We start from the raw sequence: 14096 nt of genomic DNA on the forward strand, positions 1-14096 counted from the left end.
CAAGCTTTGCTCCCACAGGGTCCGTCGTCGCCTTACAGGACGTAGCTATGTCCCTTTATCGTTTGTTCCTCCTAGCATGTTTGCTGCTACCAATGGCCGCCCACGCCGGGGAAGCCGAAGACTTCGTCGCCGCCAACCCGACCCAGCAGGCCAAACTCCTGGAAAGCTGGGCCGCGCAGCCGGAGCCTGAGCGCGTCGAACTGATCAATGCCCTGCAACAGGGCCAGTTGACCGTCGACGGCCAACCCAAGACCCTGCGCCTGAACAACCGCTTGCGCGGGCTGATCGAAACCGCCCTCGCCAGTCATCAACTGCTCGCCGTCGATGCCCGCGTACGCCTGGGCGCGGCGCAGCAACTGCAAAAAAGCGCGCGCCCGGCGCAACTGGCCTTTCTCGATCGGCAACTGGCCGGCGAGCAGGACGAAGATGTGCATGCTGCTCTGAGTCTGGCCCTGGCGAACCTGCAACTGGTGGATGCCAACCCGAGTGTGCGCCTGGCCGCCGTCCGGCTGCTGGGGGAAACCGGCGATCCGCTGGCCCGCACGCGCCTGGAAGGTTTGCTCGAACCCGGCGTCGAAACCGATGCCGCTGTGCGCACCGCGGCTGAAACCAGCCTCAGCCAGGTCAAACGCAAACTCCTGGTGGGCGAATTGCTGGGCCAAGCCTTCAGCGGCATGTCCCTGGGCTCGATCCTGCTGCTCGCCGCCCTCGGCCTGGCCATCACCTTCGGCCTGCTGGGGGTGATCAACATGGCCCACGGCGAGATGCTGATGCTGGGTGCCTACTCCACTTATGTGGTGCAGATGCTGTTCCAGCGCTTCGCCCCGAACGCCATCGAGTTCTATCCGCTGATCGCCCTGCCGGTGGCATTTTTCATTACCGCCGCCATCGGCATGGCCCTGGAGCGCACGGTGATTCGCCACCTCTACGGGCGGCCGCTGGAAACCCTGCTCGCCACCTGGGGCATCAGCCTGATGCTGATCCAACTGGTGCGCCTGGTGTTCGGCGCGCAGAACGTCGAAGTTGCCAACCCGGCCTGGCTCTCTGGCGGAATTCAGGTATTGCCGAACCTGGTGCTGCCGTACAACCGCATCGTCATCATCGCCTTCGCACTGTTCGTGGTGGTGCTGACCTGGCTGCTGCTGAACAAGACACGCCTGGGCCTGAACGTGCGCGCGGTGACCCAGAACCGCAACATGGCCGCCTGCTGTGGCGTGCCCACCGGGCGGGTGGACATGCTCGCCTTCGGCCTCGGCTCGGGCATCGCCGGGCTCGGTGGCGTGGCCCTGAGCCAGATCGGCAACGTCGGTCCGGACCTGGGCCAGAGCTACATCATCGACTCGTTCCTGGTGGTGGTGCTCGGCGGCGTCGGCCAGTTGGCCGGTAGCGTGTTCGCTGCGTTCGGCCTCGGCATCGCCAACAAGATCCTCGAACCGCAGATCGGCGCCGTGCTCGGCAAGATCCTGATCCTCGCGCTGATCATTCTGTTCATCCAGAAGCGTCCGCAAGGCCTCTTCGCGCTCAAAGGACGGGTAATCGACTGATGAACCAGCCCCTGATGCTCACGGCCACGCAAAAGGCCGGTCCCAAAGTCACCCTCGTCGTCGGCATGCTGATCCTGGCCGTGCTGCTGAGCCTGCCGCTACTGTCGCTGCTGGCGGCTGACAATCCGCTGCACGTCTCGGCGTATACCCTGACCCTGGTGGGCAAGATTCTCTGCTACGCCATCGTCGCCCTGGCCCTGGACCTGGTCTGGGGCTACGCCGGCTTGCTCTCCCTGGGCCACGGCCTGTTCTTCGCCCTGGGCGGCTACGCCATGGGCATGTACCTGATGCGTCAGGCCGCCGGCGATGGCTTGCCGGCGTTCATGACCTTCTTGTCGTGGACCGAGTTGCCCTGGTACTGGGCCGGCACCGACAGTTTCCTCTGGGCGATGTGCCTGGTGGTGCTGGCGCCGGGTTTGCTGGCGCTGGTGTTCGGCTTTTTTGCCTTCCGTTCGCGGATCAAGGGCGTGTATTTCTCGATCATGACCCAGGCCCTGACCTTCGCCGGGATGCTGCTGTTTTTCCGCAACGAAACCGGGTTTGGCGGCAACAACGGCTTCACCAATTTCCGCTCGATCCTGGGCTTTGGCATCACCGAGCCGGGCACCCGGGCGGTGCTGTTTTTCGCCACGGTGTTGTTGCTGGTGGCAAGCCTGTTCATCGGCTGGCGCCTGGCCCGCAGCAAGTTTGGCCGGGTGCTGACCGCCCTGCGTGACGCGGAAAACCGCCTGATGTTCTGCGGCTACGATCCCCGTGGTTTCAAGCTGTTCGTCTGGGTGTTGAGCGCGGTGTTGTGCGGCCTGGCCGGGGCGTTGTACGTGCCGCAGGTGGGCATCATCAACCCCAGCGAAATGTCGCCGACCAACTCCATTGAGGCCGCCGTGTGGGTCGCCCTCGGCGGGCGTGGCACGCTGATCGGGCCGCTGCTGGGCGCCGGGGTGGTCAACGGCATGAAGAGCTGGTTCACCGTGGCGTTTCCTGAGTACTGGCTGTTTTTCCTCGGTGCGCTGTTCATCGTCGTGACCCTGTATCTGCCCAAGGGCGTGATCGGTCTGCTGAAGAAAAGAGGTGAACAATGAGAATCACAGCGAGTGCCGAATTCATGCTCGAACCCGCCTTCTTTCCACCGCAACCCAGCCAGGACGCCGGCAGCAGCCGCGACGCCATCGGCCTCGGCCAAGCAGCCGGCCAGGGCCTGAACACCCGCCACGGCACCATCCTGACCCTGGAAGACATCAGCGTCAGTTTCGACGGCTTCAAGGCCTTGAACGATTTGAACCTGTACATCGGCGTCGGCGAATTGCGCTGCATCATCGGCCCCAACGGCGCCGGCAAGACCACGCTGATGGACGTGATCACCGGCAAGACCCGCCCCAGCCATGGCAAGGCCTGGTTCGGCGAAACCCTGGACCTGACCAGCATGAGCGAAGTGGCGATCGCCCAGGCCGGCATCGGTCGCAAGTTCCAGAAGCCCACGGTGTTCGAAGCGTTGAGCGTGTTCGAGAACCTGGAGCTGGCGCTCAAGACCGACAAATCGGTGTGGGCCAGCCTGCGGGCGAAACTGAGCGGCGAGCAGCACGATCGCATCGGCGAAGTACTCGAGACCATTCGTCTCACGACCTCGGTCAACCGCGCTGCCGGGTTGCTGTCCCACGGGCAGAAGCAGTTCCTGGAGATCGGCATGCTGCTGGTACAAGACCCGCAATTGCTGCTGCTCGACGAGCCGGTGGCGGGCATGACCGACGCCGAGACCGAGTTCACCGCCGAGCTGTTCAAGTCCTTGGCGGGCAAGCATTCGCTGATGGTGGTGGAACACGACATGGGCTTCGTCGGCGCGATTGCCGACCACGTCACCGTGTTGCACCAGGGCAGCGTGCTGGCCGAAGGGTCGCTGGAACAGGTGCAGGAAAATGAGCGGGTGATCGAGGTGTATCTCGGTCGGTAGACCTGCAAACACTGTTCCCTGTGGGAGCAAGCTTTGCTCCCACAGAGGACTTGAGGGGAATTCAAGACATGCTGCAAGTCGACAAACTGCACCAGTACTACGGCGGTAGCCACATCCTGCGCGGCCTGTCGTTCGACGCCAAGGTCGGCGAGGTGACTTGCCTGTTGGGGCGTAACGGCGTGGGCAAGACCACCCTGCTCAAATGCCTGATGGGCCTGTTGCCGGCCAAGGAAGGCGCGGTGAATTGGGAAGGCAAAGCCATCACCACGTTCAAGCCACACCAACGAGTGCATGCCGGCATCGCCTACGTGCCCCAGGGCCGGGAGATTTTCGGGCGGCTGACGGTGGAAGAAAACCTGCTGATGGGCCTGTCGCGCTTTCCCGGCTCCGAAGCCAAGGAAGTGCCGGCATTCATCTACGAATTGTTCCCGGTGCTGCTGCAGATGAAACAACGCCGTGGCGGTGATTTGTCCGGCGGCCAGCAACAGCAGCTCGCCATTGGCCGGGCCCTGGCCAGCCGTCCACGCCTGCTGATTCTCGACGAGCCCACCGAAGGCATCCAGCCCTCGGTGATCAAGGAGATCGGAGCGGTGATCAAGAAACTGGCGGCCCGGGGCGACATGGCGATTTTGCTGGTGGAGCAGTTCTACGACTTCGCCGCCGAGCTGGCCGATCAGTACCTGGTGATGTCCCGGGGCGAGATCGTGCAGCAGGGGCGCGGAGAAAATATGGAAGCCGAGGGTGTGCGCGGGCTGGTTACGATCTAGTCTGTAGCGTCCTGAAGATAATCAGAAATCATGAATCTACCTGTCTGTTCATTGGCGCCTTCGGCCATCTTCACCCCCAGCTGGCATGCCGAGCTGGAACTGGGTTACGCCCGATTCGGCGATTGCACGCGTCCGGTACAGCGCCGTCATAAAGGCCCGCTGCGGGTGCAGAAGCACTTGTATGCCGAAGGCCCTGAGGTGTGCCAGCACATCATTGTCCACCCGCCCGGCGGGATTGCCGGCGGTGACCGACTGGACATCTCGGCCCACGTCGGCCCGGGCGCCTGGGCGCAGTTGACCAGCCCCGGCGCGGCCAAGTGGTATCGCGCCGCGGGTCCTGCGTATCAGCAATTGACCCTGAGCGTGGCTCCCGGCGCGACCCTGGAATGGCTGCCCCAGGAAACCATCGTCTTCAGCGCGGCCCAGGCCGAACTCAACACCTGCATCGACCTGCAGGGCGACGGGCGCCTGTTCTACTGGGACATGGTTGCCCTCGGCCGACCGGCCAGCGGCGAGCGGTTCGACCTGGGGCATTTCCAGTCACGGTTGGACATTCGCCGCGACGGCCAGTTGCTGTGGCACGAGCGCCAGCGCATTGTGGGCGGTGATGGGTTGCTCGACTCACCCATCGGGCTGGGCGGCGATCCAGTGTTTGCCACGTTATTGGTGACCGGCGAGATCGACAGCGAGCTGTTGGAGCAGTGCCGATCCCTGGGCCATGACGTACGTGGCGACCTGACCCAATTGCCCGGCCTGGTCGTGGCCCGCTGCCTGGCGAGCGAGGCGTTGCTGGCGCGCGGGTGGTTGATTGAGTTGTGGCGCTTGCTCAGGCCTGCATTGCTTGGAAGAGAGGCCGTGCCACCCCGGATCTGGAGCACATGAATCTGCTTTTCTGTGGAAGCAATGGAGTGGAAGCAATGAAACTCTGTGGGAGCAAAGCTTGCTCGCGATGAACGATAACGCGGTCCTTCTGATCGACCGAGGCGCTGCTATCGCGAGCAAGCTTTGCTCCCACAGAGTTTGCTCCCACAGGCTCGCTCCCACAGTGGAATGGGTTTACCGCGAAAACTTTTTATCTGCCTTTATGGATTGCACATGGACCTGACCCCACGCGAAAAAGACAAGCTGTTGATCTTCACCGCCGGCCTCGTCGCCGAACGACGGTTGGCCCGTGGCCTGAAGCTCAACTACCCGGAGGCCATGGCCTATATTTCCGCGGCCCTGCTCGAAGGCGCCCGTGACGGCCAGACCGTCGCCGAGCTGATGCACTACGGCACCACGCTGCTGAGTCGCGAACAGGTGATGGAAGGCATCCCGGAAATGATCCCCGAGATCCAGGTCGAGGCGACGTTTCCCGACGGCACCAAACTGGTCACCGTCCACCAGCCCATCGCCTGAGGCCACGCAATGACTCACCACGTTCGTGACGCCCAACACCCGGACCTGCCAGCGATCCGCGATATCTACAACGACGCGGTACTGAACACCACCGCGATCTGGAACGAACAGTCAGTGGACCTGGGCAATCGCCAGGCGTGGTTCAGTACCCGACAATCCCAAGGCTATCCGGTGCTGGTGGTGGTCGACGCCGAGGAGAACGTGCTCGGCTACGCTTCATTCGGCGACTGGCGGCCTTTCGACGGTTTCCGGCACACCGTGGAGCATTCGGTCTACGTACGTAGCGACCAGCGCGGCAATGGCCTCGGCCCGTTGTTGATGAGCGCACTGATCGAGCGCGCCAGGGCCTGCGGCAAACACGTGATGGTCGCCGCCATCGAGAGCGGCAACGTTGCCTCGATTCGCCTGCACGAGCGCGCCGGTTTCGTCACCACCGGGCAGATGCCCCAGGTGGGTACCAAGTTCGGCCGCTGGCTGGATCTGACTTTCATGCAGTTGGTCCTCAATCCCGGGGCGCAACCGCCCGTCTTCGACAAGGAGTGATGCCTATGAACCCCGCCCAGTTACGTCGAGTCCACGCTGAAAGCTTTGCGCATTATCGCCAGGGCCTGATCGATCTGTTGCTCGACGCCGTCGGGTACGGCGCCAGCGTGGGGTTCATGGCCGATCTCGATGCCGTCCAGGCCCGCGCCTATTTCGACGAGGTCCAGGCCAGCCTCAACCAGGGCCACCTGCTGCTGTGGGTGGTGGTCAAGGATGAACAGGTGCAGGCCAGCGTCCAGCTTGCCCTGTGCCAGAAGCCCAACGGACTCAATCGCGCCGAAGTGCAGAAGCTGCTGGTCCGCGGCGAGGCCCGCCGTCGTGGCCTGGGCCAGCAATTGATGAGTGCCCTGGAACTCGGCGCCCGTCAGCACAAGCGCGGCCTGCTGTACCTCGACACCGAGGCCGGCTCCGAGGCCGAGGCGTTCTACCGGGCCATGGGCTACACCCGCGTCGGCGAACTGCCCGACTACTGCCAGAGCCCGGACGGGACCTACACACCGACCGCCATTTACTACAAGACTTTGGGGCAACCGCAATGATTCCAGGGCAATACCAGGTCCAGCCTGGCGACATCGAACTCAACGTCGGCCGCCGCACGCTCACGCTGAACGTCGCCAACAGCGGCGACCGGCCGATCCAGGTCGGTTCGCACTATCACTTTTTCGAAACCAACGACGCCCTGACCTTCGACCGCGCCGCCAGCCGTGGCATGCGCCTGAACATCCCGGCCGGCACCGCGGTGCGCTTCGAACCGGGCCAGAGCCGCGAGGTGGAACTGGTGGACCTGGCCGGGCATCGCCGGGTGTTCGGGTTTGCCGGGCGGGTCATGGGCAACCTTTAGGTCACGGCATTTGCGTTGGCCCCTTCGCGAGCAGGCTCGCTCCCACAGGGGAATGCGGTCAACTGTGGGAGCGAGCCTGCTCGCGAAAAGTGAGCGCAGCGAACGGCCTTACTATCAATTGAGTTTCAAGGCGAGCACATGAAGATTTCGAGACAAGCCTACGCCGACATGTTCGGCCCCACCGTCGGTGACAAGGTCCGCCTGGCCGACACCGAGTTGTGGATCGAAGTGGAAAAAGACTTCACCACCTACGGCGAAGAAGTGAAATTCGGCGGCGGTAAGGTGATTCGCGACGGCATGGGCCAAAGCCAGCTGCTGGCCGCCGAGGTCGTCGACACCTTGATCACCAACGCGCTGATCATCGACCACTGGGGCATAGTCAAGGCCGATGTCGGCCTCAAGGACGGACGCATCGCGGCCATCGGCAAGGCCGGCAACCCGGACATCCAGCCCGACGTGACCATCGCCATCGGCGCCAGCACCGAAGTGATCGCCGGCGAAGGCATGATCCTCACTGCCGGCGGCATCGACACCCACATCCATTTCATCTGCCCCCAGCAGATCGAAGAAGCGCTGATGAGCGGCGTCACCACCATGATCGGCGGCGGCACCGGTCCCGCCACCGGGACCAACGCCACCACCTGCACCTCCGGCCCATGGCACCTGGCGCGCATGCTCCAGGCCGCCGACGCCTTCCCGATGAACATCGGCTTCACCGGCAAGGGCAACGCCAGCCTGCCGGAGCCGTTGATCGAGCAGGTCAAGGCCGGCGCCATCGGCCTGAAGCTGCACGAAGACTGGGGCACCACACCAGCAGCCATCGACAACTGCTTGAGCGTGGCCGACCAGTACGACGTGCAGGTGGCGATCCACACCGACACCCTCAACGAATCGGGCTTCGTCGAAACCACCCTCGCCGCCTTCAAGGGCCGCACCATCCACACCTACCACACCGAAGGCGCCGGTGGTGGTCACGCGCCGGACATCATCAAGGCCTGTGGCTTCGCCAACGTGCTGCCCAGTTCCACCAACCCGACCCGGCCGTTCACCCGCAACACCATCGACGAACACCTGGACATGCTGATGGTCTGCCATCACCTGGACCCGAGCATTGCCGAAGACGTGGCCTTCGCCGAAAGCCGCATCCGCCGCGAGACCATCGCCGCCGAAGACATTCTCCACGACCTCGGCGCGTTCTCGATGATCAGCTCCGACAGCCAGGCCATGGGCCGCGTCGGCGAAGTCATCACGCGCACCTGGCAGACCGCCGACAAGATGAAGAAGCAACGCGGCGCCCTGCCCGGCGACGGCGAAGGCAACGACAACTTCCGCATCAAGCGCTACATCGCCAAGTACACCATCAACCCGGCGATCACCCACGGCATCAGCCATGAAGTGGGTTCCATCGAAGTGGGCAAGTGGGCCGACCTGGTGCTGTGGCGCCCGGCGTTCTTCGGCGTCAAGCCGACGTTGATCCTCAAGGGCGGGGCGATTGCCGCCAGCCTGATGGGTGACGCCAACGCCTCGATCCCGACGCCACAACCGGTGCACTACCGGCCGATGTTCGCAAGCTACGGCGGCTCACGGCATGCCACCAGCCTGACCTTCATCAGCCAGGCCGCCGCCGAGGCCGGGTTGCCGGAACAGCTTGGGCTGAAGAAGAAAATCGCCGTGGTCAAAGGCTGCCGCGACGTGCAGAAGACCGACCTGATCCACAACGACTACCTGCCGAGCATCGACGTTGACCCACAGACCTACCAGGTCAAGGCCGACGGCGTGTTGCTGTGGTGCGAACCGGCTGAAGTGCTGCCGATGGCGCAGCGCTATTTCCTGTTTTGATCCTGTGGGAGCGAGCTTGCTCGCGATGGCGGCGGCACATTCAACACGTATGCAAGCTGAACCACCGCTATCGCGAGCAAGCTCGCTCCCACATTTTTTCGGGGTCGTCTTACAGGTCCGTGCTTTCCACCAGGGCGTCCAGCTCCTCTTCGGTCAATAACTGGATGAGTTCCGCTTCCTTGACCTTGTGTTGCAAGCCCAGTGTCTCGGATTGGCTGACATAGTCAGGCTCCTCCAGGGTTCCGGCCGCTTTCGCCTCATCCAGCGCAAGCTGATTGGCGATGAGGGCATCATTCATCGCCTGGAAAAGGCTCGCGCGTTTTTGCTTCACGTAATCGATCCAGAAGTCCCGGCCAACCAGCGACTGCAATTGCTTCGGTGAATCATCCAGCGCCAGGATCTCGGCCGCCGCCGCATTGAGCATCTCTGCCGTAACGCCGGCCATCTGGATAAAGCGCCCACCCTTGGGCTGTCCCGGCAGTTCCAGTCGACTCTTGAGACCGACACGGTAGGCCAGGCGCACCTCCACCTCTTCGATCTGCCTGATGAGCCGATTCTTTTGCGCGGCGGTGAGATCCTCACGAGCATTGATCGTGTCACGCCGCTGCTGGATATCCTGCAGGGCAATACGCTCCACCTCATCGAGGCGAAACAGCCCCTTGGCCAGCCGGATCAGCGCCACAGCCTCCTGTTCTCCCACCGTCAGGGCCTTGGCGTTGTGGATCATCAATTTGATTTCCAGGTAGCTGAAGGACAACGCGGCGCGATCCTCACACGCCGGCGCGCCAGCCAGGTCGAACAGCTCACGGCGCAAGTCGGTGGAGTCCCTGATCGCTTCAAGCATCTGCCAGACACGCGCCTGGAGGTCCGGATAATTTTCCACGTCCTGGTAAGAGCCGGCCAATCGGTTCAACAGCTGAAAAAACTCCCTGGACTGCGTTTCAGCCTCCAGGCTCCGCCACAGTGTATTTTTGTCCTGCTGTTGCTCCCTGGGCAGGTCTAGCAGCCATCGATCCACATCCGATAGCCTTCCCCCTGGGACATGTTCAAACGCGCCAGGCGAACGAAAGGTCACCCATTCGGGATGCGACGTTGCGAGGTTCGCCCAATAATCACGCAAGCGCTGCTGGGTCGCCTCGCTCAGTGGATTGTTCTGCACGAAGGTCACGCCATTGACCCGTGCCGTGGCGTGAGCACGCTCGGCCGGTGGATCCGTCAGTTCGGTCGGTACTTCGGTCAGCTCGTTGTTGCGCAAATCGAGTTCTTCCAGCGGCAGGTCGCGCAGGCCAGTCGGCCAAGTGCTGATATCGGTACCGTTCAGATTCAGCCCACGCAGGTCGGGCAACCGGCTGAAATCCGGTAATTGGCCCAGGGGGTTCCATTTCAGGTCGAGGATTTTCAGCTGGGTACGCCCTTCAAGGATCTGAATGCTGCGCGCGGACAGGGTGATTTCATTCATCGCCAAGTGCAGCCGGGTCAACCCCTCCATCAACTCCACCGAAGGGGGAAGATCGTTCAGGCGGTTGAACGACATGTCCAGCCAACGGAGCGCGGAGAAGCTCTTGAGGAACTTGTCGCATGAGGGTTCCGCCAAGCGCATGCTACGCAGCTTCAGCGAGACCACATGGCTGAAGTCGGCCGACAGACCTGGCAGCGTCCCTAACGCCACCCCGCTCAGATTAAGCTCATAGCCAACCCTGCTGCCATCCACCGCCGCAACGATCGGGCCTTGGCGCCGCCAGCACCATTGAATTCGATTAGCCACACCCCGCTTGATCGCGGGTAGCAGTTGCTCGATACGATCATTACCCGCATCAAGCCATACGGGGGTGGTGGCCCAGCGGTCCAGATCGCGGATCAGCGTATCCAGCTCGACTTTGCGCCGCTTGAGTTCGGGAACGGCTTGATCCCCCAGGGACCGCAACAGGGCCTGGACTTGCTCACTCGTATAGTCCGGGTACAAATCCAGCACCCGACGCTCGGGGGACCGCCCCAGGCCCAACAACCCCCGCACGCCACTCATGGGGTAACCAACCTTGCCCGAGGCCAGGCGCATCGGTGATTTGAAGGATGACTTGCGCGGTTGCATCTGCAGGTGCTTCGCCAGCGAAGCTCGGCTCAATGGTGTTGCACCGACAGCCTTCTGCAAGAGGGCGCCGTGATGAACCGAAGGGCGGCCCATGGCCCGCCGCTCCGCATCGGGGAGCGCATGCTGCACGGCATCGTAGAGGCTATCCCAGTGGCTCAGTTCATTGCCGTTGTCGTCGAAGGCCTTGTAGCGCTCACCGTCCTTGACCACGACCTTGGTCTGCATTGCGTCCTGGGCGCCGACGCTGTCGATCAAGGCGCCTGAAAACACCTCGTCGCGCAGCTCGATGCGCACCGCGTCGTTCCATCCGGGCAAGCTCTTCAAGGTCGCCAACACCAGTCGGGGGGTGTCGGCCGCAACCAACGCCTCGCGATAGAGCCCTTCGTAGGCCCGGTTCAAACGCAGCGCTCGCTGGTAGTCCCGCAGCTCTTCGGCGATACGCAGTGGAATGGGTTTGGTCTGGGTCGTATCCGCGAAGTCCCAAGCGGCCATTTGCTGTTGCTCGGCCGGGTTGGCAAACGCCACCACCTGTTCGATGGCCGCCGCTGGAACCGAGGGAAACCGCGACTTGATCAGTGCTGCACGCGGCTCGCTCGACACGTCTTCCTTGGCGTAGTAATCGTTGAACACGTGCATTTTTTCCCGCACCACCACGGCGGCGAGTGTCTTGCGCAGCTGCTGGATCCGAGCGTCCATATTGGTTTTCGCAATTGCCGGGCTCGTGCCCGCCAACAGATCGCCCCCCGCAGCGTCCACCGTCTCGATCAGATTCTTCAACACCCAGGGTGTGCGGACTTTCCTCTCGGGGATGATGACGTCGCGAACCCGGTCCCCTTCTTCCGATGGGCGAACGTATTCCCAAAGCGTCCTGCCCCCGCCGTCGACCACTTTGAGCTTGAGCCCTTTTGGCCACGGACCGTAGCCCGTGAGTAGATGCAACTGGGTCATCGGATCGGCGTGTTCATACTGCAGCGGATCTTCGCTTTGCAGTTGCCCGATGAAATCGTCGACTTGCCGGCACAGGTCGAAGCGCTTGATCGTGTCGGCCAGCAAGGCCGGCATCGGTTCACCCTCGACATGCAGCCGCCGCAACACCTGCTCGCTGGTGCCACTGGCCGTACGGATCTGCTCCAGCTCTGCGTCGCTGAACCTCTTGACGCGATGGCCGAGCCGGCGCATCAGCGTAGCCCCTTCCCAGCTGCGCGGCCGTTCCAGTTCATGGCTCCAGGCACCGCTACCGTTGTCCGTCAGCCCAGGCTGATAGGCGTCCGGCCCGCGGGAAGGATGACGAATGCGATAGCGCTGGGTCGTCGGGTCCTGTTGCACCTGGTAATTCTGGTCGTCCAACGACACAACGTCTCGACCCTCGACCCGGTACAGCCCTTGAGTATCCGGGACCAAGGTCGCCGGCGGCTCCAGCGTACTCCGGTAAGGCACCATGTCGGGGCGCCAGAGGCGTGAATCGCCATTGGCCAGTTGGACCGGTTCCAACTGCTCCACCGTGCTCGACCACTGAATGTGCGGCAGCACCGCCGCCCCGGTGGCGACGAATGCCGTGTTGAGGGCCACGCTGGAGAAATGCGCCCACATTTCCCTGGTCTCGCCGCGCTCGAACGCTTCGATGCCCTCGAACGCTTCGTTGAACATCTGCACAGCGCCCACCGTCAGCATCAGCGGCCCAAGCCCTGGCACCACGAACGCTGCCAGGTTGAAGACATCGATCACGGCATCCAGGTAACTGTCCAGCCGCGCCAGACGGGCTTTTTTGTCTTCATCGCCGGTGGGCACCGCCACCGCCCGGGCATCGGCCTGGATCTTCTGGATCTGCCTGCGACGCAGCGATTCCCACAAGGGGTCGGGCAGGGAGGACGTCTCCATGGGCAGTGCCGGCAATTTCGACTTGAGCGGGTAATCGGCCTGATCATCCGCTGGCGCGCCAGGCTGATAGAGGCGGTTGAAGCGCTGGAAAAATCCGCCCAGTTGACGCAACGGTACAAAGCGGCTGAAGAAGCGCCGGTAGGCGACGCGATGCAAACGCCGGCGCAGATCGACCATGAATTCGCCGCTGGACGCATATTCCTTGAGGGGTTGCTCAGGATCGCCCGGCAGGTAGGCCACCACCCGTTCCACCCGCCGACTGCTCTCCCGGTCGGGCCCGATCAGTACCGGGCCAACCAAGCCGATGCCGAAAATGCTCAATGAGGTGAACGTCACCGCCCGCCCATCGAGCATGACCTCGCGCTGATCGCTGACCACCTGCTGCAACATTCGGTAAGCGGCCAGGCTGATGTCGCCCTTGGCCCAGGCGACCTCGACACAAAGCGCCAATCCCTCTTGGTGATGCGCGCGCAGTTGGCGATCCAACTGGTGGTCGATCGGCCGTACGATGGCGTTGATGTGTTCCTGATAGCGGCGCCCCAGGTCCAGCTTGCGGCACAGCCTGGCAAAAGCCTCGGGCGTGATCGGCAACGCCCCGGCGCGAAAGGCGTTGATGGCCGGAACAACCTCGCCCGTATAAAACGGCCGCACCGTAGTAATGAGGCTGCAGTCGTCACAGCCAGGCTTGCGCTCTTCGTCGGCGTCGAAATTGGCCAGCGCGGCCTCCAGCAACGAAGTGCCGTGGTATTCGTAGCGATCGAAATGGCTGCCCTCGCTGTCGAGCACCAACGCGCCAAAAAAATCACCGCGCGCCTGGCGCCCGTACTTGCGGACGAAATAAACCTGATTGACGTTCTGCGTGCGCTTGAACTCATCCTGGATCGCCTGGTTGAGCAACGGCTCGGCAAAGGCGCGAATGTCCTGGACATTGCCCAGCACATTGTCGATCTGGTTCAGGGTTTCGCGGTAGCGGGCGTGACTGTGCTTGAGGCGGGCCCTGGTTTCGTGGGAGGCCTTCACGTACCAATCTGGAAGGTCCAGCACATGGTCGCTCAGTTCCTGCTGGCGTTGCACGATAGCGCCGCTGTACCAGCCGGGAATTCGGGTCTTGAGCAGGTCCAAGTGCATGCCGCGGCTTTCCGGGCGCACAGGGCCAAGAATCGGTTCTGGCATATCGGGTCATCCTTGTTGTTGGAAAACCCGAGCCTACTCAGTGCCACAGCGCTGGATGCGGTAACTATTTATGGTTATC

At 62.8% G+C, this 14096-nt stretch carries 11 protein-coding genes; 10 read left to right on the forward strand and 1 reads right to left on the reverse strand.

Going from position 1 to position 14096, the window contains the following annotated elements:
- Window positions 1-47 precede the first annotated feature (47 nt).
- The 10 genes from urtB (at window position 48) to ureC (ending at window position 8877) form a co-directional block, all read left to right on the forward strand.
- Window positions 48-1544 carry an urea ABC transporter permease subunit UrtB gene (gene urtB, locus AB4O09_RS27455; protein WP_003197360.1) on the forward strand — a complete coding sequence of 499 codons (1497 nt, stop codon included), beginning with the start codon at window positions 48-50 and terminating at the stop codon, window positions 1542-1544.
- On the forward strand, window positions 1544-2623 hold the full coding sequence (gene urtC, locus AB4O09_RS27460; protein WP_003197358.1) for an urea ABC transporter permease subunit UrtC: 1080 nt from the start codon (window positions 1544-1546) through the stop codon (window positions 2621-2623). Before urtB ends, urtC begins: the two co-directional genes overlap by 1 nt.
- Entirely contained in the window at window positions 2620-3489 is an 870-nt protein-coding gene (urtD, locus tag AB4O09_RS27465; protein ID WP_003197356.1) for an urea ABC transporter ATP-binding protein UrtD, read from the forward strand. The genes urtC and urtD overlap by 4 nt, the downstream gene beginning before the upstream one ends.
- Before the next feature lie 68 nt (window positions 3490-3557).
- Window positions 3558-4256, forward strand: coding sequence for an urea ABC transporter ATP-binding subunit UrtE (urtE, locus tag AB4O09_RS27470; RefSeq protein ID WP_003197354.1), 699 nt, complete (start codon window positions 3558-3560; stop codon window positions 4254-4256).
- A gap of 30 nt (window positions 4257-4286) precedes the next feature.
- Entirely contained in the window at window positions 4287-5138 is an 852-nt protein-coding gene (locus AB4O09_RS27475; RefSeq protein WP_003197352.1) for an urease accessory protein UreD, read from the forward strand.
- Window positions 5139-5351: 213 nt separating this feature from the next.
- Complete coding sequence (gene ureA / locus AB4O09_RS27480) at window positions 5352-5654, forward strand: urease subunit gamma (protein WP_003197350.1); 303 nt, start codon at window positions 5352-5354, stop codon at window positions 5652-5654.
- A gap of 9 nt (window positions 5655-5663) precedes the next feature.
- Window positions 5664-6197 (forward strand): GNAT family N-acetyltransferase, encoded by a 534-nt coding sequence (locus AB4O09_RS27485; protein ID WP_003197348.1) that lies wholly within the window; start codon window positions 5664-5666, stop codon window positions 6195-6197.
- 5 nt (window positions 6198-6202) lie between these two features.
- Window positions 6203-6736: a GNAT family N-acetyltransferase gene (locus tag AB4O09_RS27490; protein WP_003197345.1), complete on the forward strand. Its 534-nt coding sequence runs from the start codon at window positions 6203-6205 to the stop codon at window positions 6734-6736.
- Window positions 6733-7038 carry an urease subunit beta gene (locus tag AB4O09_RS27495; RefSeq protein WP_003197343.1) on the forward strand — a complete coding sequence of 102 codons (306 nt, stop codon included), beginning with the start codon at window positions 6733-6735 and terminating at the stop codon, window positions 7036-7038. The genes AB4O09_RS27490 and AB4O09_RS27495 overlap by 4 nt, the downstream gene beginning before the upstream one ends.
- 138 nt (window positions 7039-7176) lie before the next feature.
- Window positions 7177-8877, forward strand: a complete 1701-nt coding sequence (gene ureC, locus AB4O09_RS27500; RefSeq protein ID WP_003197341.1) for an urease subunit alpha — start codon at window positions 7177-7179, stop codon at window positions 8875-8877.
- Between the two features lie 109 nt (window positions 8878-8986).
- Here the strand turns inward: ureC and AB4O09_RS27505 are convergent, their stop codons facing one another.
- Window positions 8987-14017, reverse strand: a complete 5031-nt coding sequence (locus tag AB4O09_RS27505) for an NEL-type E3 ubiquitin ligase domain-containing protein (protein ID WP_460107757.1) — start codon at window positions 14015-14017, stop codon at window positions 8987-8989.
- Window positions 14018-14096: the final 79 nt, after the last annotated feature.

The organism is Pseudomonas sp. H1_F01 (genome assembly GCF_054681425.1).

Excerpts from the sequence above, each read along its gene's own strand:
- ureC (WP_003197341.1), top strand. The coding sequence starts at position 7,177 with ATGAAGATTTCGAGACAAGCCTACGCCGACATGTTCGGCCCCACCGTC.
- urtD (WP_003197356.1), top strand. The coding sequence starts at position 2,620 with ATGAGAATCACAGCGAGTGCCGAATTCATGCTCGAACCCGCCTTCTTT.
- ureA (WP_003197350.1), top strand. The coding sequence starts at position 5,352 with ATGGACCTGACCCCACGCGAAAAAGACAAGCTGTTGATCTTCACCGCC.
- AB4O09_RS27490 (WP_003197345.1), top strand. The coding sequence starts at position 6,203 with ATGAACCCCGCCCAGTTACGTCGAGTCCACGCTGAAAGCTTTGCGCAT.
- AB4O09_RS27485 (WP_003197348.1), top strand. The coding sequence starts at position 5,664 with ATGACTCACCACGTTCGTGACGCCCAACACCCGGACCTGCCAGCGATC.
- urtC (WP_003197358.1), top strand. The coding sequence starts at position 1,544 with ATGAACCAGCCCCTGATGCTCACGGCCACGCAAAAGGCCGGTCCCAAA.
- urtE (WP_003197354.1), top strand. The coding sequence starts at position 3,558 with ATGCTGCAAGTCGACAAACTGCACCAGTACTACGGCGGTAGCCACATC.
- AB4O09_RS27495 (WP_003197343.1), top strand. The coding sequence starts at position 6,733 with ATGATTCCAGGGCAATACCAGGTCCAGCCTGGCGACATCGAACTCAAC.
- AB4O09_RS27505 (WP_460107757.1), bottom strand. The coding sequence starts at position 14,017 with ATGCCAGAACCGATTCTTGGCCCTGTGCGCCCGGAAAGCCGCGGCATG.
- urtB (WP_003197360.1), top strand. The coding sequence starts at position 48 with ATGTCCCTTTATCGTTTGTTCCTCCTAGCATGTTTGCTGCTACCAATG.
- AB4O09_RS27475 (WP_003197352.1), top strand. The coding sequence starts at position 4,287 with ATGAATCTACCTGTCTGTTCATTGGCGCCTTCGGCCATCTTCACCCCC.